This is a genomic window from Candidatus Dadabacteria bacterium (assembly GCA_026706695.1).
Lineage (GTDB): Bacteria > Desulfobacterota_D > UBA1144 > Nemesobacterales > Nemesobacteraceae > Nemesobacter.
In genome coordinates, this window is record JAPOYE010000063.1 from 1 (window position 1) to 22,340 (window position 22,340).

29 protein-coding genes, 2 tRNA genes and 1 pseudogene are annotated in these 22,340 nt (G+C 50.9%); 15 read left to right on the forward strand and 17 right to left on the reverse strand.

Annotated elements, in window-relative coordinates:
- Positions 1–72: 72 nt before the first annotated feature.
- The 10 genes from OXG10_04485 to OXG10_04530 all read left to right on the forward strand — a co-directional run bounded on the left by OXG10_04485 (position 73) and on the right by OXG10_04530 (position 6,278).
- Entirely contained in the window at positions 73–600 is a 528-nt protein-coding gene (locus OXG10_04485; protein MCY3826627.1) for a zinc ribbon domain-containing protein, read from the forward strand.
- Between the two features lie 24 nt (positions 601–624).
- Complete coding sequence (gene dapA / locus OXG10_04490) at positions 625–1,500, forward strand: 4-hydroxy-tetrahydrodipicolinate synthase (GenBank protein ID MCY3826628.1); 876 nt, start codon at positions 625–627, stop codon at positions 1,498–1,500.
- Positions 1,501–1,508: 8 nt separating this feature from the next.
- Complete coding sequence (locus OXG10_04495) at positions 1,509–2,111, forward strand: ribonuclease HII (protein MCY3826629.1); 603 nt, start codon at positions 1,509–1,511, stop codon at positions 2,109–2,111.
- 56 nt (positions 2,112–2,167) lie between these two features.
- A complete protein-coding gene (locus OXG10_04500; GenBank protein ID MCY3826630.1) occupies positions 2,168–2,518 on the forward strand; it encodes a MerR family transcriptional regulator in 351 nt (116 codons plus the stop codon).
- 50 nt (positions 2,519–2,568) lie between these two features.
- A tRNA-Pro gene (locus OXG10_04505) sits at positions 2,569–2,644 on the forward strand.
- A gap of 122 nt (positions 2,645–2,766) precedes the next feature.
- Positions 2,767–2,843, forward strand: a tRNA-Pro gene (locus OXG10_04510).
- Positions 2,844–2,852: 9 nt separating this feature from the next.
- Complete coding sequence (gene surE, locus OXG10_04515) at positions 2,853–3,611, forward strand: 5'/3'-nucleotidase SurE (protein MCY3826631.1); 759 nt, start codon at positions 2,853–2,855, stop codon at positions 3,609–3,611.
- The gene (locus OXG10_04520) at positions 3,604–4,185 is read left to right on the forward strand and encodes a DedA family protein (protein ID MCY3826632.1); all 582 of its coding nucleotides are present in this window, start codon (positions 3,604–3,606) and stop codon (positions 4,183–4,185) included. Before surE ends, OXG10_04520 begins: the two co-directional genes overlap by 8 nt.
- Before the next feature lie 125 nt (positions 4,186–4,310).
- A complete protein-coding gene (locus OXG10_04525) occupies positions 4,311–5,339 on the forward strand; it encodes an isocitrate/isopropylmalate family dehydrogenase (GenBank protein MCY3826633.1) in 1,029 nt (342 codons plus the stop codon).
- A 42-nt stretch (positions 5,340–5,381) separates the two neighbouring features.
- Entirely contained in the window at positions 5,382–6,278 is an 897-nt protein-coding gene (locus OXG10_04530) for a TonB family protein (protein ID MCY3826634.1), read from the forward strand.
- A gap of 10 nt (positions 6,279–6,288) precedes the next feature.
- Here the strand turns inward: OXG10_04530 and purM are convergent, their stop codons facing one another.
- Positions 6,289–7,332: a phosphoribosylformylglycinamidine cyclo-ligase gene (gene purM, locus OXG10_04535; GenBank protein ID MCY3826635.1), complete on the reverse strand. Its 1,044-nt coding sequence runs from the start codon at positions 7,330–7,332 to the stop codon at positions 6,289–6,291.
- A gap of 18 nt (positions 7,333–7,350) precedes the next feature.
- A pseudogene (locus OXG10_04540) lies at positions 7,351–7,830 on the reverse strand (peptidylprolyl isomerase).
- A gap of 395 nt (positions 7,831–8,225) precedes the next feature.
- On the opposite strand from OXG10_04540, the gene OXG10_04545 reads away from it, so the two are divergent.
- The 5 genes from OXG10_04545 (at position 8,226) to OXG10_04565 (ending at position 11,127) form a co-directional block, all read left to right on the forward strand.
- Positions 8,226–9,158, forward strand: coding sequence for a TIGR03560 family F420-dependent LLM class oxidoreductase (locus OXG10_04545; GenBank protein ID MCY3826636.1), 933 nt, complete (start codon positions 8,226–8,228; stop codon positions 9,156–9,158).
- Positions 9,159–9,279: 121 nt separating this feature from the next.
- The gene (locus tag OXG10_04550; GenBank protein ID MCY3826637.1) at positions 9,280–9,621 is read left to right on the forward strand and encodes a hypothetical protein; all 342 of its coding nucleotides are present in this window, start codon (positions 9,280–9,282) and stop codon (positions 9,619–9,621) included.
- A 79-nt stretch (positions 9,622–9,700) separates the two neighbouring features.
- Entirely contained in the window at positions 9,701–10,348 is a 648-nt protein-coding gene (locus OXG10_04555; GenBank protein MCY3826638.1) for a hypothetical protein, read from the forward strand.
- Between the two features lie 10 nt (positions 10,349–10,358).
- Entirely contained in the window at positions 10,359–10,739 is a 381-nt protein-coding gene (locus OXG10_04560) for a heavy metal-associated domain-containing protein (GenBank protein ID MCY3826639.1), read from the forward strand.
- Complete coding sequence (locus OXG10_04565) at positions 10,732–11,127, forward strand: hypothetical protein (protein MCY3826640.1); 396 nt, start codon at positions 10,732–10,734, stop codon at positions 11,125–11,127. Before OXG10_04560 ends, OXG10_04565 begins: the two co-directional genes overlap by 8 nt.
- A 79-nt stretch (positions 11,128–11,206) precedes the next feature.
- Here OXG10_04565 and OXG10_04570 read toward each other — a convergent pair whose 3' ends face one another.
- The 15 genes from OXG10_04570 to OXG10_04640 form a co-directional block, all read right to left on the reverse strand.
- Positions 11,207–11,557, reverse strand: coding sequence for a gliding motility protein GldC (locus OXG10_04570; GenBank protein MCY3826641.1), 351 nt, complete (start codon positions 11,555–11,557; stop codon positions 11,207–11,209).
- 138 nt (positions 11,558–11,695) lie between these two features.
- Positions 11,696–11,845: a hypothetical protein gene (locus tag OXG10_04575; protein ID MCY3826642.1), complete on the reverse strand. Its 150-nt coding sequence runs from the start codon at positions 11,843–11,845 to the stop codon at positions 11,696–11,698.
- 1 nt (position 11,846) lies between these two features.
- Positions 11,847–13,025 (reverse strand): hypothetical protein, encoded by a 1,179-nt coding sequence (locus tag OXG10_04580; protein ID MCY3826643.1) that lies wholly within the window; start codon positions 13,023–13,025, stop codon positions 11,847–11,849.
- A 4-nt stretch (positions 13,026–13,029) separates the two neighbouring features.
- Complete coding sequence (locus OXG10_04585) at positions 13,030–13,545, reverse strand: cytochrome c (GenBank protein MCY3826644.1); 516 nt, start codon at positions 13,543–13,545, stop codon at positions 13,030–13,032.
- A 55-nt stretch (positions 13,546–13,600) separates the two neighbouring features.
- Positions 13,601–14,107: a DUF3341 domain-containing protein gene (locus OXG10_04590; protein MCY3826645.1), complete on the reverse strand. Its 507-nt coding sequence runs from the start codon at positions 14,105–14,107 to the stop codon at positions 13,601–13,603.
- Positions 14,108–14,113: 6 nt separating this feature from the next.
- Entirely contained in the window at positions 14,114–15,445 is a 1,332-nt protein-coding gene (nrfD, locus tag OXG10_04595) for a polysulfide reductase NrfD (protein ID MCY3826646.1), read from the reverse strand.
- The gene (locus tag OXG10_04600; protein MCY3826647.1) at positions 15,445–18,384 is read right to left on the reverse strand and encodes a molybdopterin-dependent oxidoreductase; all 2,940 of its coding nucleotides are present in this window, start codon (positions 18,382–18,384) and stop codon (positions 15,445–15,447) included. Before OXG10_04600 ends, nrfD begins: the two co-directional genes overlap by 1 nt.
- A gap of 14 nt (positions 18,385–18,398) precedes the next feature.
- Positions 18,399–19,001, reverse strand: a complete 603-nt coding sequence (locus tag OXG10_04605; protein MCY3826648.1) for a cytochrome c3 family protein — start codon at positions 18,999–19,001, stop codon at positions 18,399–18,401.
- Positions 19,002–19,167: 166 nt separating this feature from the next.
- On the reverse strand, positions 19,168–19,923 hold the full coding sequence (bioD, locus tag OXG10_04610) for a dethiobiotin synthase (GenBank protein ID MCY3826649.1): 756 nt from the start codon (positions 19,921–19,923) through the stop codon (positions 19,168–19,170).
- 19 nt (positions 19,924–19,942) lie between these two features.
- Positions 19,943–20,401 carry a peroxiredoxin gene (locus tag OXG10_04615; GenBank protein ID MCY3826650.1) on the reverse strand — a complete coding sequence of 153 codons (459 nt, stop codon included), beginning with the start codon at positions 20,399–20,401 and terminating at the stop codon, positions 19,943–19,945.
- A 38-nt stretch (positions 20,402–20,439) separates the two neighbouring features.
- Complete coding sequence (locus tag OXG10_04620; GenBank protein MCY3826651.1) at positions 20,440–20,763, reverse strand: iron-sulfur cluster assembly protein; 324 nt, start codon at positions 20,761–20,763, stop codon at positions 20,440–20,442.
- A gap of 27 nt (positions 20,764–20,790) precedes the next feature.
- Entirely contained in the window at positions 20,791–21,048 is a 258-nt protein-coding gene (locus OXG10_04625) for a hypothetical protein (protein ID MCY3826652.1), read from the reverse strand.
- Between the two features lie 45 nt (positions 21,049–21,093).
- A complete protein-coding gene (locus OXG10_04630) occupies positions 21,094–21,558 on the reverse strand; it encodes a peroxiredoxin (GenBank protein MCY3826653.1) in 465 nt (154 codons plus the stop codon).
- Positions 21,559–21,611: 53 nt separating this feature from the next.
- The gene (tpx, locus tag OXG10_04635) at positions 21,612–22,124 is read right to left on the reverse strand and encodes a thiol peroxidase (GenBank protein MCY3826654.1); all 513 of its coding nucleotides are present in this window, start codon (positions 22,122–22,124) and stop codon (positions 21,612–21,614) included.
- A 15-nt stretch (positions 22,125–22,139) separates the two neighbouring features.
- A partial coding sequence (locus tag OXG10_04640; GenBank protein MCY3826655.1) for a hypothetical protein occupies positions 22,140–22,340 on the reverse strand: 201 nt, incomplete at its 5' end.

The following is a 22,340-nucleotide window of genomic DNA, read 5'->3' on the forward strand; positions in this document are numbered from 1 at the left end:
AAACCGAAATTTGTTTGCTAACCCCAACACGGTAAGCTCTTAGTGGGAATTCCTGGCTTCTGGTTAGAAACCATGTCTGAGAGAGGTGTTTTGAAAAAGCTTTCGGATTTTTTCCTTGCGCCGCCAAGGATCGACTCCGATGAACTGAAGGAGCTGCTCGGGGAAGACGACTCCGTGCTGCTCACGGTTCAGACCCTCAGCTGCACTTACAAACCGAGGGCGTGGATAGACAGAAACACTTTTTTCAGAAGCATCCTGATGCTTACGAAAAAAAGGGTCCTGATACTTAAAAACAGCTCCAAAGTGAGCGTTCTAAGGGACATAGAGCTTAACACCATAACGCATCACAAGTTCGGTTCCACCAGAAGCAAGGGACTCAAGCTTGAAATAAAAACAGTCGACGCGGAAGACTCGATAATGTTTCACCAGCAGTACAGAAAAGAGTTTGAGGAGCTTTCGGGGAAATTCGAAGAGGTGATGGCCCAGGCCATTGAACTCTCCGCGGGAACCGGAGAAACTTTTTTCTGCATGCACTGCGGAGCGAGAATTCCCGCCGCGAGCGTCTTCTGTTCTTCCTGCGGCAAAAAAGTTAGGGTATAGCAGCCTCTTGGTACGGAGAGAAAATTGATACACGGTTCTATAGTAGCGATAGTAACGCCGTTTGAAGACGGCGCCGTTGACTACGGAAAGCTAGAGGAGTTAATAGAGTTCCATATAGAGAGCGGAACCCACGGCATAGTTCCGGTCGGAACCACAGGAGAATCCCCCACCCTCTCTCACGCTGAGCATGAAGAAGTAATAAAATTCACCGTGGATACGGTAAAGGAGAGGATTCCCGTGGTCGCGGGCACCGGGTCAAACAGCACCGAGGAAGCCCTGCGACTCACGAAATTTGCGGAGAAGGCCGGTGCGGACGCAGCTCTGGTGGTGACCCCTTACTACAACAAGCCGACTCAGGAAGGAATCTATAGACATTTCCGTACAATTGCAGACGAGACAGCCGTTCCCCTGATACTCTACAACGTGCCGGGGCGCACGGTCGTAAACATAGAGCCGGAAACCGTGGAGAGACTTTTTTGCGACTGCGAGAGCATAATCGGCATCAAGGAAGCCTCGGGCTCGCTTGAGCAGGTAAGCAGAATCATTTTTCTCTGCGGAGAGGACCTGATCCTTCTCTCGGGAGACGACGCGGTTAACTACCCTCTTCTAACGGTCGGTGGGAAGGGCTTCATAAGCGTGACAGCGAACATAGCCCCCGCAGACGTATCGGAAATGTACAACTCCTTTGCAAGAGGGGAACTTGAGAGGGCCAAAGAGCTTCACTACCGCCTTCTCCCGCTTAGCAGAGTTCTCTTCGTGGAATCAAACCCGATACCCGTAAAGGCCGCTCTTGCCGTGATGGGGAAAATAAGCCCCGGGATAAGGGCCCCTCTTTACGAACTTTCGGGAGAAAACCTCGAGAGGCTGAAAAGAGAACTTGAGAGCTACGGGCTCACGTAACACGGAAATTGTCTGAATCCGACTGCCTTTTACACACTGAAGATGGAATCTCAGGATCTGGGAGAATCATAGCCGGCGTCGACGAAGCCGGAAGAGGATGTCTGGCCGGGCCGGTAGTGGCAGGCGCAGTAATACTTGATGAGAACCGGCCTATTCACGGACTCAGGGATTCCAAGGCGCTTTCCGAAAAAAGGCGCAATGAGCTTTTTGAGCAAATCCGGGAAAAGGCCCTCGCCTACTCGGTCGGCATGACCGCGGCCGAGGAAATCGATCGCATAAACATCCTGCGGGCGGCGCTTTTGGCAATGGAAAAAGCCGTTCTGTCCCTGGGGAGAAAACCGGACTTCCTTCTCATAGACGGCAACTCGAAGACTTCTCTCCCCATCCGGCAAAAAGCGATAATAAAGGGTGACTCAAAGTGCGCCTCAATAGCAGCCGCTTCAATTGTCGCAAAAGTGACAAGAGACCGCATGATGACCGAGATTGAAAGAGAATACCCCGGATACGGCTTTTCCCGTCACAAGGGGTATCCAACAAAAGAACACCTCGGTGCCTTGCGAAATCTGGGACCCTGCCCGATACATAGAAAATCCTTTAAAGGTGTCTTATAACTGATTGACATAATTATATCTTGACTTTTTCCCAGCGTTGAAACGATAATATACGTATGACTGGGATGCTTTCAGGTCTGTCTCTGCCGGACAAGCTTTATTTCAAGATCGGAGAAGTAAGCGAGATCATAGGAGTGAAACCCTATGTTCTCAGATACTGGGAAACCGAATTCAAAGAAGTAAGGCCCATCAGGAGGAAGTCCCAGAGACTTTACGACAAGGACACGATTTATCTCTTCCACAAGATAAAGCACCTGCTTCACGATCAGAAATTCACCATAGCGGGGGTTCAGAAAAGACTCAGGGATGAGAAAAGCGGAAGCGGAAATATATCCCCCCTCTATTCGGACAAAGTACTGTTGCGCGAAATTCTAAATGAGTTAAAATCCCTGAGGCAGGATCTCTGAACGGGCCACTTCGCGTCCTGTTCGCCTCTGATCCGGTTTCTTGTTAAATACGGGGTGTGGCGCAGTTGGTAGCGCACCGGTCTGGGGGACCGGGGGTCACCGGTTCAAGTCCGGTCACCCCGACCAAATCAAACCCGCAAGTCAGTTTCCAAGTCAAGTTCAGTTGTCCACGCGACTCTCTCAGTGCGCCGGGATTGGCTGTTGCGAGAAATCCCTGATGGGTTAAAATCTAGCCGGAACTTTTTATTCGGGGTGTAGCGCAGCTTGGTAGCGCACCGGCTTCGGGAGCCGGGGGTCACCGGTTCAAATCCGGTCACCCCGACCATTCCCAGACATGAAGCATAAAATACTGCTCTCAAACGATGACGGGGTGAACTCAAAAGGCCTGAAGGCGCTTGGAGAAGCCCTGTCCCACTTGGGAGAGGTCTACACCGTGGCCCCTGACCGCGACCAGAGCGCTTCTAGCCACTCGCTAAACCTCATGAGGCCCCTGAGGATAGAAGAGGTTTCAGAAAGAGTGTTCTCCGTGGATGGAACTCCGACTGACTGCGTGAATCTCGCCGTGAACGGAATCCTGAGCGGCAGAAAACCCGATCTTCTGGTCTCCGGAATAAACATGGCCGCCAACATGGGGGACGACATAACGTATTCGGGAACCGTAAGTGCCGCCATGGAAGCGACCCTTATGAAAATCCCCGCGATAGCGGTATCGCTCGCGGCGAAAAAAGACTTTCTGTTCCAAACCGCGGCCCATTACTCAAAAGTGGCGGCGGAATTCGTTCTCAAGACCGGTCTTCCCGAGCACACCCTGCTGAACGTAAACGTTCCCAACCTTCCCCTTGAGGAAATAAAGGGAATACGGGTTACGCGCCAGGGCAAGAGGGTTTACGAGGCTCCGATAGTGGAGAATACGGACCCCAGGGGGAAAAAGTATTACTGGATAGGCGGAGACGAGCTTGATTCCCTTAGAATTGAAAACTCAGACATAGTGTCCGTCCTTGAAGGCTACGTCTCGATAACCCCGATAAAGCTTGACATGACGGATTACGGGTACCTAGAAGAGCTCAGGGAAAAACTAGAGAACCATGCTTAAAAGCCTCTACGAATGGGTTCTGGGCTGGGCGGACAGAAAGCATGGCCCCTTCGCGCTTTCCCTGGTTTCCTTCACGGAAGCCTCTTTTTTCCCCATCCCCCCGGATCCGCTTCTCATGGCGCTTTGCCTCGGAAACCCGCGGAAGTCATACCGCTTTGCTCTTTACTGCTCCGTTTTCTCCATACTGGGAGCGGCGGCGGGGTATCTCATAGGATACTGGGTGTGGGAGCTTGTCGGGGACTTTTTCACCTCCCACATAATAACCCTGGAGACGTTTGCGATTGTAGGCGACAAATACTCAGAGAATGTCTTTGAAGCCGTTCTGGCTGCGGCCTTCACTCCCATACCCTTTAAGGCGTTCACCGTGACGGCGGGGGTCTTCAAGATCGACTTCCTCACCTTCATAGCCGCCTGCGCCGTGGGAAGAACGGCCAGATTCGCTATAATCGCTTTCCTTCTTTCGGTTTTCGGAGAAAGAGTAAAATTGCTTATCGACAAATACTTCAACATATTTACGGTTATATTTTTCATACTGCTTCTGGTTGGGGTATTGCTTCTAAAGGAACTGGGCTGAAGTGCTTGGCAAAAGCTTCGCAGAGATGCGGACACGGAAAGTGATTTGTTGGCACGTAACTTGCCGCATAAGAACATATATGTTTCATAGAAACCTGGTTTCAAACCGTATCACACGTACAGATTATGAGCGCTAGAAAAGTCGTTTTAATCCCGGGAGACGGTATCGGCCCGGAAATCGCCGAAGCGACAAAGGACGTCATCTCCGCTTCCGGAGCCAAGATCGAATGGGTTATAAGAAGGGCCGGAGTATCGGCCATAGAAAAATACCGGGAAGTCCTGCCGGAAGTTACTCTGGACGCCATAAGGGAACATAAAGTCGCGCTCAAGGGACCATGCACGACCCCGATAGGAGAGGGATTTTCATCGGCAAACGTGGAACTGAGAAAAAAACTTGACCTGTACGCGGCCGTAAGGCCGGTACGAAGCATTGAGGGCGTGAGGACCAGATTCTCCGACGTTAACATAGTCATCGTGCGCGAGAACACCGAAGGTCTTTACAGCGGCGTTGAAAACACGGTTTCCCCTGGAGTCGTGATGAGCATGAAGGTCGCGACCGAGAGAGCGTGCGAGCGAATCGCCAGATGGGGATTTGAGTACGCGAGAAAAAGAGACAGAAAGAAGGTAACCGTGTTTCACAAGGCCAACATAATGAAGATCACCGACGGTCTCTTTATCAGCAAGGCAAGGGAGGCAAGCGAGCAGTACCCGGACATAGAGTATGAAGAGTACATCATAGACGCGGGATGCATGAGGCTGGTTCAGGACCCGGGCATGTTTGACACGCTGCTGCTTGAGAACCTCTACGGCGACGTGATGAGCGACCTCTGCGCCGGTCTTGTCGGAGGACTCGGGGTTGTTCCCGGCGCCAACATAGGGAATGAATACTCGGTCTTTGAAGCGGTGCACGGATCTGCGCCGGACATAGCGGGACTCGAAATAGCAAATCCGCTCGCTCTAATAATGTCAGCGGTAATGATGCTCAGGTATCTGGCCGATTCAGAAGGAAGAGAGGACATGAGAGAAGCGGCCGACAAGATAAAGACGGCTTACAACATAGCCCTTTCAAACGGCGACAAGACCCGGGATCTCGGAGGCGACCTCAAGACGGCCGATTTTGCCAGGGTTCTCATACAGAATATACTGAAGATATAAACAGGCCCCGCCTCCCGCGTGGCAAAATGCTGGTAAACCCCGATGAACAGAAACAGAAAAGTCCCTTTTCCGGTTTTTCTTCTGATCTCAACCGTGCTGAATTTCATACTGATTCAGTTTCTTTTCTCAGAGATACTTCCAGACCCCGAAAGTCTTAAGGACTCGCTCGAGAGAACGTACATAGAACTTATCGAGATACCAGTTAAAGAGACTGAACCTCCCGACAAACCGTCAAGGCTCGCCGATAAGTCTCACAGGGCGGAAAAAGAAACTACCATAGATGACACGACAAAACTCTCAAGGTCCGCTCCCCAACCGACAAAGAAAAACACGGCGCAAAGAAAACCCGCGGGAGCGATTCAACCCGGAGAACAGGAAAAGAGCACGGAGAGGTTCTCTCCCGAAAAAGACCGGGTCGCCATCATACCCGAGGGGGAAAGAAATAAATCCGAAAAAAGAAAGGCCAGCCCCGATCAGCTGCCTAGAAGCGACCCGAGTGCTTCCGCTTCCCAGATGGTGAACCCCAGCATAGTGGATGTTCCCTTCGATTACAATACAGAAGAACAACTTCTTGGCACCAAAGACGTCGAGAAGGAAATTACCGTTGATCTCAACACGACGGAATACAAGTACATCTCCTATTTCACGAAACTGAAAGAGAGAATTTACCAAGTCTGGAAGTACCCCAAGGAATCGCAGGTAAGAAGGGAACAGGGAAACGTACGGATCGTTTTCACTCTCAGAAAAGATGGATATCTTGAAAACGTGAGGATAATCCAGCCCTCCGGTTTCGAGAACCTGGACAGGGAAGTGCTGCGCACAATAAGGGTGGCTTCCCCCTACAACCCTTTCCCCGAGAGCTGGAAGGAAGAAAGACTCAGAATACCCGCCACCTTCGATTACAAGCTTCCAACTTGGGTAAGAAGGTACTACAACTGAACCTGCACTCTCAGAGAATGTGGACCTTGGGGCCAGGGGTATCGGCCTCTTTTATCTCCCCGATAAGGTAAGCCGTTTCCGGTAGATCCTGCGCGAAGGACAAAGCTCCTTCGGCCTGCTCCCGCGGCAGCACCGCTATTATTCCCACCCCGCAGTTAAACGTCGAGTACATCTCGTCGCGGCTTATGTTCCCGGTTTTCATTATCAGGTCAAAAACGGGAGGTTCAGGCCAGTTTTGGCCTTCAATTGCCGCAAAAAGTCCGTCAGGAATGGCTCTTGAGAGGTTTCCCGGAATCCCGCCACCCGTTACGTGGGCAAGAGCCCTTACGTCGAATTCTCCGCAGAGCCCGAGAACGGCCCTTGAGTATATGGCCGTGGGTGTGAGAAGTTCCTCTCCAATGGTTTTTGAGAGGCTTGGGGGTTTCGAATCAATCGAGTAGTCTCCGATATCGAAAAGCACTTTTCTCGCAAGCGAGTAGCCGTTTGAATGAAGACCGCTTGAAGCAAGCCCGATGACCGCGTCGCCCGGCCCTACTCCGGCGCCGTCAATATAAAGATCTTTCTCTACCACTCCGACACAAAAACCCGCAAGATCAAACTCCCCCTCGGCGTAAAATCCGGGCATCTCCGCCGTCTCTCCCCCGATAAGCACGCATCCCGCCTGGACACATCCCTCGCAGATACCTTTCACCACCTCGGCCGCCTGCTCGGAATCAAGCTTCGAGGTAGCCAGATAATCAAGAAAAAACAGGGGTTTCGCGCCGCACGTAATCACGTCGTTAACGCTCATGGCAACCAGATCTATGCCTATCGTATCAAATCTGCGCGCGGAAAAGGCCGTCTTGAGCTTCGTGCCGACGCCGTCTGTGGCCGATACAAGCAGGGGCTCACGAAAAGTGTCCGTATCAAGCGGAAAAGCGCCCGCAAAACTCCCGAGCGGGCTTACTTTGCTTTCGCCGTAGGTCGACTCGACCAGAGGCTTTATAAGCCGCACGAACCTCTCGCCTTCCTCCACATCAACTCCGGCGCTTTTGTAAGTAATTTCTTCCGACACGAAAAAAGAGACCGTCTGTTAATTGACGACCTTCATGGACAAAATAGACACTGTCTCGACGGGAACATCTCCCGGTCTGGTCTGAACAGCGGCTATTTTGTCAACAACTTCGATTCCCTCAGCCACTTTTCCGAACACCGCATAACCGAAATCACGGACACCATGATCAAGAAAAGGATTGTCCCTGTGATTTATAAAAAACTGCGACGTAGCGGAATTAACATCGGCGGTCCTAGCCATTGCTATGGTGCCGCGTTCATTTTTAAGGCCGTTATCGGCCTCGTTTTTTATCGGGGCTTTAGTAGGCTTTTGTTTCATGTCCGCGGTGATACCGCCACCCTGTATCATGAAATTATTTATCACCCTGTGAAATATGGTGTTGTCGTAAAAACCCTCTCCCACGTAGGAAAGAAAATTCGCCACGGTAATCGGCGCTTCTTCTTCATAAAGCTCAAGTTTTATGTCGCCCAGCGAAGTTGAAATAAGAACCATTGGTTTTCTCCTTTCTTTCTTGCCGCTCGATTCAGCGGACATTTTTTTGTTCTTACTAGAATCAGAATTAGAGTACCCATCTCCGGGAAAAGCGATTAAAGCGAAAATAAAGCATAGAGCGAAAACAACTGCGTTTTTCATTGGAAACCTCTGGGTCGTAGATTTAAGAAGAAATGGAATTCGTTCTATTTAAAACAGGCGGTAAAAAGTTCCTCAGACACTGTGGGCTTTCTTCTTCCCGCCGCCCGTAATGATAGCACAAAGAAGTGAAACAGTGAACTTTTATTTCCCTGCCCAAGCAAGCGAAGGGGCGCTGCCATGTTTACAGCATCCTCAGCTAAAGGGATAATTACCCGTGCGCTTTACAACCCTGCGCGAACACCAAAAAACGGAGACAGACAATGGGCAGACCCGAATTCGGAGTAATGCTGAGACAGCAAAAAATAGATTTTGAAGACATAAAGGCTGCGGCGCAGTTATGCGACTCGACCGGATATGATTCCGTTTGGTTCTACGATCACGTTCTAGGTCAGGGAATAATCGGTATCGACATCTATGAACCCTGGACTCTAATGTCAGCGCTCTCGACAGTAACGGAGAACGTTAAGCTCGGAACGATGGTGCTTTGCAACCCATTCAGGTACCCTCCCCTGCTCGCCAAGATGGCTTCAACGCTTGACGTGATAAGCAACGGACGCTTGGAATTCGCAATAGGAGCCGGGTGGTTTGAAGAGGAATTTCGCGCTTACGGATATTCCTTCCCCTCAACGGAAGAAAGAATAGAGATGCTGAGAGAAGCGGTCACGATACTCAAACTGATGTGGACGGATGAGACCGCCTCTTTTGCCGGCAAACATTACAAGGTGGAAAACGCGTTTTGCAACCCCAAGCCCGTTCAGCGTCCCAACATTCCAGTATGCATCGGAGGCTCCGGAGAAAGATTCCTCTTAAGAGCAGTGGCAGAACTCGCCGATGAATGGAACTGTCCCGCGACAAGCGCAATTGAATTCGACCGTAAGCACTCGATACTCCGCAAGCACTGCGAGGAAGTCGGCAGAAACATAGAAGATATAACGATATCTCAGCAGACAGTCTGCGTTCTGGTTGAGGACAGAAAAGATCTTCCCGAAAAACTCGAAAAGGCCCAGAGACGCTACGGATTCTTCGGAGATATAGAAAAACTCGGGATCGTGGGAACCCCGGAAGACTGCGTAGAAAAAATCAACACGGATCTGGAGAAGGGAATATCCAAATACACGATTTTCTTCTCCGACGTGATGAACCCCAAGACCATAGAACTTTTCGGAAAAGAAGTAATACCCGAATTCAGATAAAGACGGATTATTGCAGTTCTTCATTGATTTGCAACCACTCCTGCGCAATCTGCTTCTTTCGAACCTCCGCCATTGAAGTTTGAACTAAAAGTGAATAGTTTATAATTAGGACGTGGACACTATGAAGACAGTACTGCTACTGGCGACATGCATCGCATTGTTTCTTACCGGCGGCATGGCAAACGCCCTCTCCACATGTCCAATGAAGATGGACAAGGCTTCCGCCGAAATGCAGATGGACGCCGACATGGAAATGCCTTGCCATGAAACAAAAGATTCGGAAGATCGAAGCTCCAACCAGTGCGATGGCTGTGATTGCCAGCATTGCGTCCAGATAAACGCACTGCCGGTTGAAGAGTTAAAAGATCATCATGGTGGAGATGCTGTCGGAATTCTTGCCGGCCAGCTCCTGTCCTCCCGCCAGATCAAAACCCATTTCCGACCTCCAAAACACCTCTCCTGAGCAAATCTGCGCGCGTCCGCGCGCTACAAGCGGCTTCGCTTCGGCGTCGCCAAGCCATAATCGATACTCAGGAGGAAACATGAAATTAACGGTTTTCACTTTATGTTGCGTGATCCTGATGGGCTACGCCCCTCAGTCACTGTCTCGTCCGGTCTCATATCCGGGCGGCTGGACGGTCATGCAGAAAAACGACAAGAACGCGCATTCTCTTCACGTTCATTATTCGCCGACGGCAAAGTATTCAATAGGATACAGAACCGAATACTGGCGCGAGGAGGATTGGCAGTTCCACGGTGTGCAGATTAACTATCTGGTAAAGCGCCTCAACGCGCCGGCCTCGCAGGCAAACTTCTATCTTAAAGGCGGCCTTGGCACAGCCTACGGTGATCTTGGAGTGCCCGACGGCGAACTCCAGCCCGCTGCCTTTGCCGATATCGCCCTTGACTGGGAAACTCGACGGTACTTTACGAGTTATGAGAACCGCGTCTACTACGCCGAAGACATAGCGAAGTTCTTCAGGCAGAAAGCGCGGGTGGGAATCGCCCCTTATATCGGAGACTACGGCGATATCCACACCTGGCTCATGCTGCAAGTTGACCACATCACGGGGGAGAGAGATAACATCTCGTTTACGCCTCTTGTACGGTTTTTTAAGAACGAATATCTCGCTGAGGTCGGAATCAGCGACAAAGGTGGGATTTTGTTCAATTTAATAATAAGATTTTAAGGAGAAAACTATGAAAATATCAATCAGAGTGATTTTTTTTATGACACTTTTTTTCGCGTTCCAAAGCCTTGCGCATGGAGAACACGAACATAACCATGAAGGTCAGGTGGTGGAGCCCTCTGCCGTTTCAAACAACATGGGAAACGTCGCATGTGAAGACACCATCAATATCAAGGTAACCGGGCTTGTATGCGATTTCTGTGCCCGTTCCCTGGAAAAAGTCTTCCTAAAACGCGGCGATGTTGGGGGAGTCAAGGTTGATCTCGGCAAAGGCTCCATAGTAGTCGCTATGAAACCCGGATTGACCATTGACGATGCAACGCTTACGAAGCTTATCGCGGACTCAGGATACAACGTGAGCGCCATTCGCAGGGGGTGCGAACATGGATAAGACAGATCCCGGCTATGGAGTGAAGCAAACGCTTCTCCCTTCGCTCAGTCTGCTTACGTCCGCTGGAACGCTGGTGTGCTGCGCCCTTCCCGCATTATTAGTGACAATCGGCGCCGGCGCGGTCCTGACGGGAATCGTAGGGACCGCACCCTGGCTGATTGCGTTGTCAGAATATAAGATATGGACCTTTGGAATCTCCGGCGCGATGCTTCTAATCGCCGGATTTGCGCTCTGGAGTTCAAGAAACGCCCCCTGCCCGATTGACCCGGCGCAGGCAATGGCGTGCGCCAGATTACGAAAGACAAGCAACTGGATATACCTGTTATCCGTGCTCCTATGGTGCGTGGGGTTTTTCTTCGCTTTTATCGCCGCGAGAGTTTTTTACTGATTTCTTTCGGGTCACAAGATTAGGGAAATGTCGGGTAAAACCGGCGTTTCCCTAGCCTGCAGAGCATTAGGGATGTTGGTCAGGAATTCTTCTGGCCTCCGAAAGACTCAAGGACCATCTCGGCGAACTCGCCCGCGAATTCTCTCATTCTGTTTGATATCTGTTTCTCGGAGGTAGCCTTTTCATATGTGTCGGCCATTTTCATCATCGTATAGTAAAAATGATAGTTCATCTCCCCCACTTCCATCTTCTTTGTCCAAAGATCTATTACAAGAGATTCCTTTTTCTCGGCATCCCACATGGAGAGAAAAGCCGCCTCGCAGCGCTTCTCTCCCGGTTCCTCAGATTGGGAAGCCTCCCAGAAAAGCCCCTCGGGAACATTGTCATCCCCTAGAACTACCTTAAGCTTGATTTCGGCGTCTTTGGACATGGAAAACTCCTTAGAAGATTTTTTATGAAAAACGGGGAAATTCCGCACGGAAATTATATCCGGTTTCGAGCAAAGCGTCTTAAGGCATATTCTGCGGCGCCCATTTAACGCGCACGCGCAATGGAAAGAAAGTAGTAATTACCAGGGAAGTTTGCCCATCAATGGGGCTATCTTGGTGCCGAAAAGTGCCACGGTGGCCACTATACCTATAAAAGCCGCGATACCGATGGCCACTTTCACAGTGAAAAGCAGAACTATTTTGTCGAGCTGTTCAGGAGTAAGCTTCATCTTAATGTCCTCCTCCCTTTGACTTGCCGTCAAAGTACGGGTCGCCGAAAGGTATTACCGGGAACCTGTTTATAAACAGAAGGAAAGTCGCCACAAATCCCGCAAGAAAACCGAGAGTGATCAGGAAGTGATTGATACTGAAAACCAGCTCGCTGGTAAGCGAGGGGATAACCAGCAGGAATTTGTCCATCCAGAGACCCGAGAAAGAAACCGTAGCGATAAAGACAGCTATCGGGGTAACTATCTTGTGCGTTCGGGGCAGCAGGGAAACAAAAGGAAATATGAAGCAGCAGGTAAGGATAGCCCACGCAAGCGAGCGGAAAGGTTCATCCACCACCCTTTTTATCACAAACCCGGTCTCTTCGGGCATGTTCGCGTACCAGATCGTAAGAAGCTGGGAGAACATAAGGTAAACCCAGAAAAGGGAAAAGCCCTGGAGTATCTTTCCCATGTCCCAGTAATGATTAACGGAAAGGTAGTCGTCAAGTCCCAGGTAACGCTTGAGGGGGACCGAAAGTATTATCGTCGCCCCTATGGCCGCTATTAGGCTTCCAATAAAGTAGTAGGGTCCGAAAAGCGTGCTGAACCAGTGAGGATCAAGCGACATCATGAAATCCCAGGCGAAAAGGGAAAAAACAAGAGCGTAGACCCCGATTACGGCAGGAGCCAGTTTCTTTAACCTGACGATCCTCTCCTTGCCGTTTAGGTCCTGTTCAATTGAGGTTTTCAGGTAGAAGTAGTTCAGAACGAGAAGGATCGAGAAACCTATTACGTTTCTCGCCATTACGAAGTTCATATTAAGCCATATGTCCTTGGGACTGTGGTAGTGATGATGCGCATAAGGAAGGACGAATTCCTGTCCGATGAAAAGAACCAGCAGAAGCACTAAGGAGACTAAAGTGAAGCTCGCAAAGCCCTCGCTTATGCGAAGAAGCCCCCTGCCCCACCTGGCGTTGGTTATCCTCAGTATGCAGGAGAACACAAGCCCGCCCTGGGCAACTCCCGTCCAGAAAAGGAAATTCACCAGGAAAAGCTGCCAGACCTCCTCGGCCTTCTCCCCCCTGGCGTTAATTACAAAAGCCACTACACCCACAGCCGCCAGAGCGAGGAAAACCTTGAATACCCAGCCGGGTATCTGGTTTCTCTTCGCTAGTATCTCCTGGTTTATGGACTGATCCATCGTTTTACTGACTCTCCTTGACAGAGCCCGGGTTCTGAAGCTTCCTCACGTAATTGACCACGTGCCATGCGTCCTGCTCTGAAATGTTCTCGCTGTAAGAAGGCATCATCACCTTGCCCCCGTAGCGTATATAGGCATAGATGTAACCGTCAGTTCTCTGCGCCACGGTCGGCGTGGTAAGGTTAACCGGGTAAAAACCGAGCCCTTTCTTTATTATGATTCCGTCTCCCAATCCCCCGGGGCCGTGACACACGGCGCACTGCTCTTTGTAAACTTTCGCTCCCCTGGCTACCGACTCGCCGCTTCCGGGAACCGGTCCCTTTTTTATCTGCTCGACCTCGCCCCTGTCTTCAAGTTTTGTTTGCTTCCCGTCGGTGGAAATCGAGTTGCGCGGAAAAAGCACGGGCTCTTCATAGGGCTGAATCGAGTCCTGAGACCACATGTCCCACGACCACGGAAGCGAGTGGGCAGAGGAAACGGAAAGCGCAACCGCAAAAGCAACGGCGGTACATACTTTCAATCCCCCGAGGAAGTTAAGATCCCAAGCTCCCCCTGGAACTGTCCGAAAAAACTTTTTATGCCTCATCAAACTTGATTTCTTCAGCTCCCGTAGAATTTAATATCGCTTCAACCGCACCTATATTTTCCTTCTCGCATATAACGGCGACCCCAAACTTGTCATCCGAAAAACGCTCGTCATAGAGCCTCACCGGGGTTCTCTGTCTTATAAGGGAATTCACTATCAGCCCCAGAAAGGTTGAAAGCGCGCCGAAAAGGACCGTAAGCTCAAAAACGATGACCATGTAGGGAATTATCGAAACTATGGGCTTGGCGCTCACCGCTATCGGCCAGGAACTTGAAGTAAGAACCGTAAAACCGATTCCGCAGGTCGCCCCCAGCAGACCTCCGAAGAGGGTAAAAAACCGCACAGGGCTCTCAGGCAGATCAACCGCCGCCTCAATTTCGTGGTCTGGAAACGGGGAGAACACCCTCATGTTGCGGTAACCCGCTTCCTTGAGCTTGCCAATGGCTTCAAGAACCGAATCCTGATACGAGTAAATTCCGATTACGCCCTGATCCATTTCCTGCTAACCTCCCTTCTTCGGCACCGGAAGTATCTCCTTCATCTCCGCTATGGAAACTGCCGGAAGAGTTTTCACAAACAGTAAGAAGAACATGAAGAACCACGCGAAACTTCCGATCGTTATGCCGGCCTCGACAAACGATATCTTGTATATGCCCCACGCGCCGGGCTCAAAATCTCTTGAAAGCGATATCACGATGATATTGAACCGCTCGAACCACATCCCTACGTTTATCAGTATGGAAATGGCGAAAAGCGCCTTTATGTTTTTTCTAACCTTCTCCCACCAAAACGCTATCGGAACAACGCAGTTGCACACCACCATCGTCCAGTAGAAAAACGCGTACTCTCCAGTCATCCTGTACACAAACTGTCCCCATTCATAAGGACTTCCACTGTACCACGCCATGAAAAGTTCCGCCGCGTACGCGTAGGTGACTATGCAGGAGGTCAGAATTATGAGCTTCGCCATGCCGTCGTAGTTATCAAGCGTTATGTAGTCCTCGAGATGGAAAATCTTCCTTATCGGTATGGTAAGGGTGATAACCATCGCGAGTCCCGAGAAAATAGCTCCCGCAACGAAGTACGGAGGGAATATGGTTGTGTGCCATCCGGGAACGTTGCCCATCGCGAAGTCCCAGGACACGACGCTGTGAACCGAAAGAACAAGCGGCGTGGCGAGAGCCGCGAAGTAGAGATACGCCCTCGTGTAGTGAAGCCATTCCTTGTTTGAACCCTTCCATCCGAAGGAGAGAATCGAGTATATGATCTTTCTCGGAGCTTCCTTTACCTTGTCCCTTATCGCCGCTATATCGGGAATCATTCCGACCACGAAAAACACCGAACTCACCGTAAGATAAGTACCCACCGCGAACACGTCCCACACAAGCGGGGACTTGAAGTTTATCCACAGCTCCCTTGAATTCGGATATGGTATGAGCCACAGGAAGTTCCATGGTCTTCCGAGGTGGATTATGGGGAAAAGTCCCGCCGTGAGAACCGCGAAGACCGTCATGGCCTCGGCGATTCTGTATATGGACATCCTGAACCTTGCGCGGAACAGATAAAGTATGGCCGAGATAAGGGTTCCCGAGTGCGCTATTCCAACCCAGAAAACGAAATCGGTTATGTAGACTCCCCAGAAAACCGGGTGACGATAGCCGGCAACTCCAAGTCCCGTGGCCACCTGATAGAAAAAGCACGTGACGCCGAGTCCGACGAGCGCCACCGTGGGAAGAAAAAGCGCCCACCATTTCGCAGACGGCTTGTCGACCATCCTGACTACATCTTCAGTTATTCTCGCGTAAGTTAAAGGTGTCTGCTGCGTCTGGCTCATTACACTCTTTCCTGTTTGACTTTCTTAAGATAGGTAATCGCGGGCTTGGTGTTTACCACTTCGAGAACCTTGTAGCCCCTATCGTCCTCGGACAGCACCGACGCCCTGCTCTTGTCGTCAAGCAGGTTGCCGAACACTATCGCATCGCTCGGGCAAGCCTGCTCACAGGCCGTGAGAACCTCTCTGTCGCGAAGAAGCCTTCCTTCATCCTTGGCGAGGTCCTTCCCGTAACTTATTCTCTGAACGCAGAAAGTGCATTTTTCCATGATTCCCTTCGACCTTACCGTCACGTCGGGATTAAGCTGCCAGTTAAGAGGCTCGGGGAACTTGTAGGTATACCAGTTGAACCTTCTCACCTTGTAGGTGCAGTTGTTCGCGCAGTACCTGGTGCCCACGCAGCGGTTGTATATCATGCCGTTTAGGCCCTCGTGGTTGTGGTAAGTCGCGAAAACCGGACACACGGGCTCGCAAGGGGCGTTTCCGCACTGCTGGCAGAGCATGGGCAGAAATCTCACGTCAAGGCTTCCGTCGCTGTTTTTCTCAAAGAATCTCTCTATGCGAATCCAGTTCATCTCGCGGCGTTTCGCCATCTGCTTCTTCCCGACAAAGGGAATGTTGTTCTCTGCGGAACACGCGGTCACGCAGGCCCCGCAGCCGGTGCACTTGTTAAGGTCTATGGCCATTCCCCATCTGTATTTCGAGTATTCTATTTCCGGGTAGAAGTCAGGGTGCTCCGAGTGGTGCGCTCCATGGGCGCCGTTATGATGGCCAATCTGGTCAAGAGCGATGGTCTTGGCGACGTGCCTGTCTCCCTGGCTCTTTGTGTACTGTGTCCTTACAAGCAGGTCTCTTTTCCTAAGGGATGAAACGTTCGCCTTGGTTGAAAGCAGCGAGGGTCCACCTGAAAGCGCATCGGTAGCCGCCGGCAGCAGAGCAAAGGGATTCACCCCTCTTCCCTTCGCGTACCTTCCGTAGGAAGTGTGTCCCTGCCCAATTGGAATGGCAATTGTATCCGGCCTTATTCCCTCATAGACGAAAACCTGTACCTCGAAACTTCCCCCGGGGGTATCAACCTTCACGTAAGAACCGTCTTCAAGACCCATTTTCGCCGCGACGGCGGGATTTATCTCAAGCCATGAATCCCACACCGAAGTGGTAAGGGCATCGGGAAGTTCCTGAAGCCAAGGCTTGTTCGCCCCTCTTCCGTCAAGAAACCTGTGGGACGGATAAGCAATCAGGTGGAAATCTCCTTCTCCCCGGAACTGTGGATCGCTGAAAGAAACGGAACTTACCCTGGATGAAAGAGCGACATTGACAGGAGCAGGTGTGGTCGTCACCGAACCTTTTACAAGAAGTTCTTTCCAGAATTTCTCGAAGCTTGTTCCGGGAGAAAGAGCCGCGGCTCTTTTCTTCCAGGCGCTTCTTAGATAGTCATAGTATTTTTTCTCTGTGAACGTGTTTTTAAGCGCCTCGACATTCTTTGAAACAGATATCAGCGTATCGCCCGCGGATTTGGTATTGAAAACTGGTCTCATGACGGGCTGAGTGATGCCGGTCACGCTCTTTTTCGGGCTGTAGTCTCCCCAGCTCTCAAAGGAAGTGCTTTCGGGAAGTACGAGATGCGCCTTCTCGGAAGTCTCGTCAAGGAACGGGGAGAGACTTACGACAAACGGCACTTTTTCAAGAGCCTCGGCAACTTTCAGTTCTCCCGGAAGCGTGAAAACCGGGTTCACGTTATGAACGATGAGAGCTTCCACCTTGCCCGACCTCATTTCCTCCACCAGCTTCTTCATGTCGCCGAAGCTGTTTGCATCCGAGATTGAAAGAGAATCGGAGAAATCAACCGTCTTGCCGATGTTTCCGGCAAGGTAGTTAAGTATGTTCACGGCAACCATGGTTTCGGTCGCGTTTGATCCCGTATTGGCTGCTCCGCCCCCTATCGCCAGGCTTTTTGAAGACGCGAAGTCCCGGGCGATTTTCTCTATGGTGTCCGTGGACACGTCAGTGAGCGCCGCAACTTTTTTGGGCGTGTAGCCCGAAACCATTCCGGCTATCGGCCCCGGGGCAACCTTGTTAAGACCCTTTGAGATCATAACGTTGGCAATTCCGAGAGCGAGATACTGCTCCGTGCCCGGTTTCGCCGCAATCCACGTATCGGCGTTTGAAGCGGTCATTCCGGAGCGCGGCTCTATATGAACGACCTGACCGGTTTTTCCGTGATCTATATCTCTTAGCTTTGAATATCCTATGGAGTTTGAAACCGCAGAAAGCCACGTTTCAAGGTAATCAGCCCCGAATGAGAGAAGGTAGTCCGCTTTGTCTATCCTGTAAGAAGGGATTTCGTCTCTTCCAAAAACAATTGAATTCGCCTTTCTGATGGGTTCATGGGAGAAAGTCTCGTAAACGTAATGCTTTCCTCCAAGAGGCCTCAGGAATTCCGCCACGAACTTCGAGTAAGTTCCCGACACGTTGTTGCTCAGATAGACAATCTTCCCCGAGCCGAGAGAATTTAATTTTTCTGTGAGTATCCCTTCACCCCGCTCCCATCCTATGGCCTCGAGTCTCTGGGTTTCAGTGTTGCGTACAAGCGGGGAGCGGACTCTGTCGGGGTTGTAGAGACCCTGTAGGGAGGCCTGACCCATGGCGCACGTCTTTCCCCTGTTTATAGGGCTCTCGGGATTGCCTTCAACCTTGATGGCCCGTCCCTCGCGGTTTTTCACTACGAGACTGCAGCCCGACGAGCACTCCCTGCAGGTCGTCGCGTAGAACTTGGGTACTCCGGGAATAATGTTTTCAGGAGGAATAACGTAAGGAATTATCTGCTCCACCGGCTCCGAACAGCTTCCGGCAACGGCTGCCGTACCGCCGGCTACCCCGATCACTTTCAGGAAATCCCTTCTCTTCATGCCGTTTTTTCCTTTATTTTCTTTCCGAGACATATATCCCCTCCGGCCTAGTAATGGCAGGTCAGACAATCCTTAAGTTCGGTTTTGTGCTGCTCGTTGTCGGCGTTTTCCTCATGACACGATATGCAGAACCCCATCGTCAGGTCCTTTGCCTTGTGCACCACGTCCATCTTCTCAACTTCCCCGTGACAGGTGCTGCACTCAAATCCGCGCTTTATGTGCCTTTTATGGTTAAAACGCACAAACTCCGGCATTCCCGCGGAGGTCGTGCCGTACATTCCGGTAACCCTTACCCACGGTATCGGTTCCTGCCTGCGCCAGTAACCCTTTACCTTGTTTATCTCCTCTCTTATGTTGATCGTCTGCCCTCCCTGCGTTGTGTACTCAACGTCCCTTCCGGCAACATAGGAATGACATCCCATGCACTTCTGCACCGAGGGGATACCGGGATGGGGAGAAACTTCCGTGTAGCTGTGGCAGGTCTGACATTGTATCTGGTTGTCACCAGCGTGTATTTTATGGCTGAAAAGAACCGGTTGCGCGGGGCCCTTGTCGCTACTCTCGGCAGTTTCCGCATAAAGGTAAAAACCCGCCGTCACAAGTAAAACGGTCATAGCGATACGCAGGAGTCTGTGTGTATCTCTCTTCATCCTAAATTTGCTGAAAAACGGGTTTATTAATCAGGAAGCAAATTAATAATGGGGTAGTATTATTAGCAAGTTCTTCAAATCTGTCAAGAACTCAGAAACCGCTCTGGAAAAACCGCGAAACTCTAGAGAAAAAAGCCGGTGGCGACTGGTTACGGTCCGGGGAAAATCACCGCCGTGTTTTCTCCGAAAGCTCGCTCAAAAAGGCATTCGCTGAGAATTTTCCACCGAAAAGCGGGGAAAAACAGCTCTCCCCAATACCCTTGAGTCCCGAAAAGGAGCCGCCTTCTACGTCAAGCCCCGGCAAATGGGGCAGAACCCCGAGTATGTCCACCGAGAAAACATCCCTCAAGACGGCTGGGTTGGTCGCTGAAGCCACGTCCGCAGGTTCCGGAAACCCGTTTATCACCACCCCGAGCACACGTGCGCCCCTTTGCCTGGCGTACTCAAGAGAAAGAGCGGTATGGTTAAGGGTGCCGAGCCCCGGACGAACGACTATAACCATCGGGGCATCGAGATCAACGGCGAGGTCAGCCATCATGTAGCTCCCGGTAACGGGTACGCAGAGACCTCCCGCGCCTTCAACGAGGGTTACGTCGTTTCGGGATATATAATCCCGAGTATGTTCTATTATGTCCCGAAGAGGAATATCAGCCCCTTCAATTGCGGCAGCTCGATAGGGAGAAAGAGGAACTTTCAGGCGGCAGGGAGAAACCTCCGAGAGCACGCAGTCCCTTCCCAGGAATGCGTAGATGAACTCGGCGTCGCTCAGGCCTTCGAGATCCGTTCCAGTTTGAAACGGCTTTATTACTCCGGTCACAAGACCTTTTTCCCGGAGAAGAGCCGCAAGCGCCGCGGTGACCGCGGTTTTCCCCACTCCCGTGTCGGTACCGGTTATGAAAACGGCTTTGGGAAGATCCTTCATCAAATTCGCGGCAGGAGAACTACAAACCCAGTTCTCTTACCTTCTCGGTTACCTCTTCAGCGTGAGACGAGGTCTTTACCTTTTTCCAGATATGGACTATCCTGCCACCTTTTTCTATGAGGAAAGTGACCCTGCGGGCGGTATCGAACTTGCTTTTTATCCCGTACAGATCCACTATCTCCCTGCTTTTATCGCTCAGCAGCGGGAAGTTGAGTGAAAACTTGTTTCTGAAGTTCTCATGGGACTTGACCCCGTCTGTGCTTACTCCCAGGACCTGCACTCCAAGAGATATAAGTTCCTCCTCCGCATCGCGAAGCGAGCAGGCCTCCTTGGTACAGCCCGGAGTGTTGTCTCTGGGATAGAAGTAAAGAGCTACGGTCCCTTTCGAATAGAAGTCGCTCAGTCTTACCTTCTCCGCCCCATAGGTTTCGGCTTCAAAATCAGGGGCCTGGCTCCCTACCTCAAGATTTTCTCCCATTTCCAACCTCCTTGGTCACGGCGGCAAAGCACGTGGAGTCAGAACATCCCCAGGCTTTCCTTTGCCGCTTCGCTCATCTTTCCCGGATCCCAGGGAGGATCCCACACGATCTCGATGCTTACCTCGGAGACCCCGTCAAGCTCCTCGACAAGGTACTTGGCCTCGGCAACTATCTGCGTTGCGGCGGGACATCCGGGAGACGTCATGGTCATATCGATATTCACCCGGGAATCTTCTATGGCAACCCGGTAAACAAGCCCCAGATTGACTATATCTATCGGTATCTCGGGATCGTATATGTCGCCGAGAACCTCCATCACGTCATCTTCGGTAACTTCGAATTTTTCAGTCGTCTCGCTCATCGAAAAAAGACCTTTACTTAAAAAATATCATTCTCCAGCCTGCAACTCAACACCGCATCTGGGGCAGAAACCATCAGACTCTCTGTATTCGTAGTATTCGCCACAGTAAGGACAAAGCTTTACCCTGGGTCTCGTGATAAGCCACAGCGGCAGAAACAGTATGAGGACGAAAAACACGCCGAGGAACCATAAAAACGCCTTCCCCGTGCTCTTGCCCCTGTTTTTCGCATCCGTATAAACCCAGAAAGCCGCTATAAACGCAATCGCCAGTCCAAGAAATTGCATGGTAACCCCTATTTCCTATAGAAAATTATACGCTTTGTTCACCGTTTAAAGACCTAGTTCTTTTACCTTGCTGAGTATCTCTTCGGCATGGGACGAGGGTTTAACTTTGCGCCAAATATACGCTATCCTGCCACCTTTTTCTATAAGGAAGGTGGTCCTGCGAGCAACGAAGGGGATGAGCCTCCACCTTGCCCCGTACAGATCCACTATCTTCCTTCTTTTGTCGCTCAGCAGCGGGAAGTTGAGTGAGAACTTGTCTCTGAACTTCTCATGGGACTTGACCCCGTCTGTGCTTACCCCCAGGATCTGCACTCCAAGAGATGCAAGTTCCCGCTCCGCATCGCGAAGCGAACAAGCCTCCCAAACACAGCCCGTACTGTTGTCCCTAGGATAAAAGTAAAGCGCCACGGTCCCTTTAGAATAAAAGTCACTCAACCTTACCTTCTCCGCTCCGTAGGTTTCGGTTTCAAAATCAGGAGCCTGGCTCCCTATCTCAAGATTCCTTCCCATAATTGTTCCTTATTCTTATGAAATTTCTGGTGAATTCTGTGTATAATTCCCCTCTATCCTATTGATTTTATCGCATCAAGCGCCGCATTGTAATCTGGCTCGTTGACTAAGTCTTCAACATACTCAACGTGCTCAATAACGTTATCACGACCCACAACGAAAATCGCGCGGGCAAGGAGCCTGTTCTCCTTTATAAGCACCCCGTATGCCTCGCCGAAAGAAGCGTACTGGTAATCTGACGCCGTCTTTACCCTCTCCACTTCTGCGGCCACACAGTAGCGGCTCTGCGCAAACGGAAGATCCATGCTCACCGTTATTATCTGGACCGAGTCAGAAAGCGCCGCCGCTTCCTCGTTGAATCTTCTGATCTGAACATCGCAGACCGGCGTGTCCACCGAAATCACGACGTTAAAAACCTTCACGTCATCGCCGAAATTCTCAAGGCTTATCTCGCTTCCCAGGGTTTCCACGCACCTGAAATCGGGAGCCTGGTCGCCTTTTTTCAGTTCAGGACCGATAAGGGTAATCGGATTGCCTTTCATCTTTACCGCATCATCTCTTTCCATCTGGCTTTTTCCTCCTCAAAGCTGTTTTTCTTCAATATCAAGATTTATTTTTTTGGCCGTCACGTTCGCGTCGTAAATTGATATCCCCGCAATGAAAAGCGTCGCAAGAGAATACCCCGCGACGAGAGTGAGCGTAGAGCGGGGAATATCTTCGAGTGTCTGGGTATCCGCAAACTCAAGGAAAACCCGAAGCGGTTCGCGAGAGAGGATATTCAC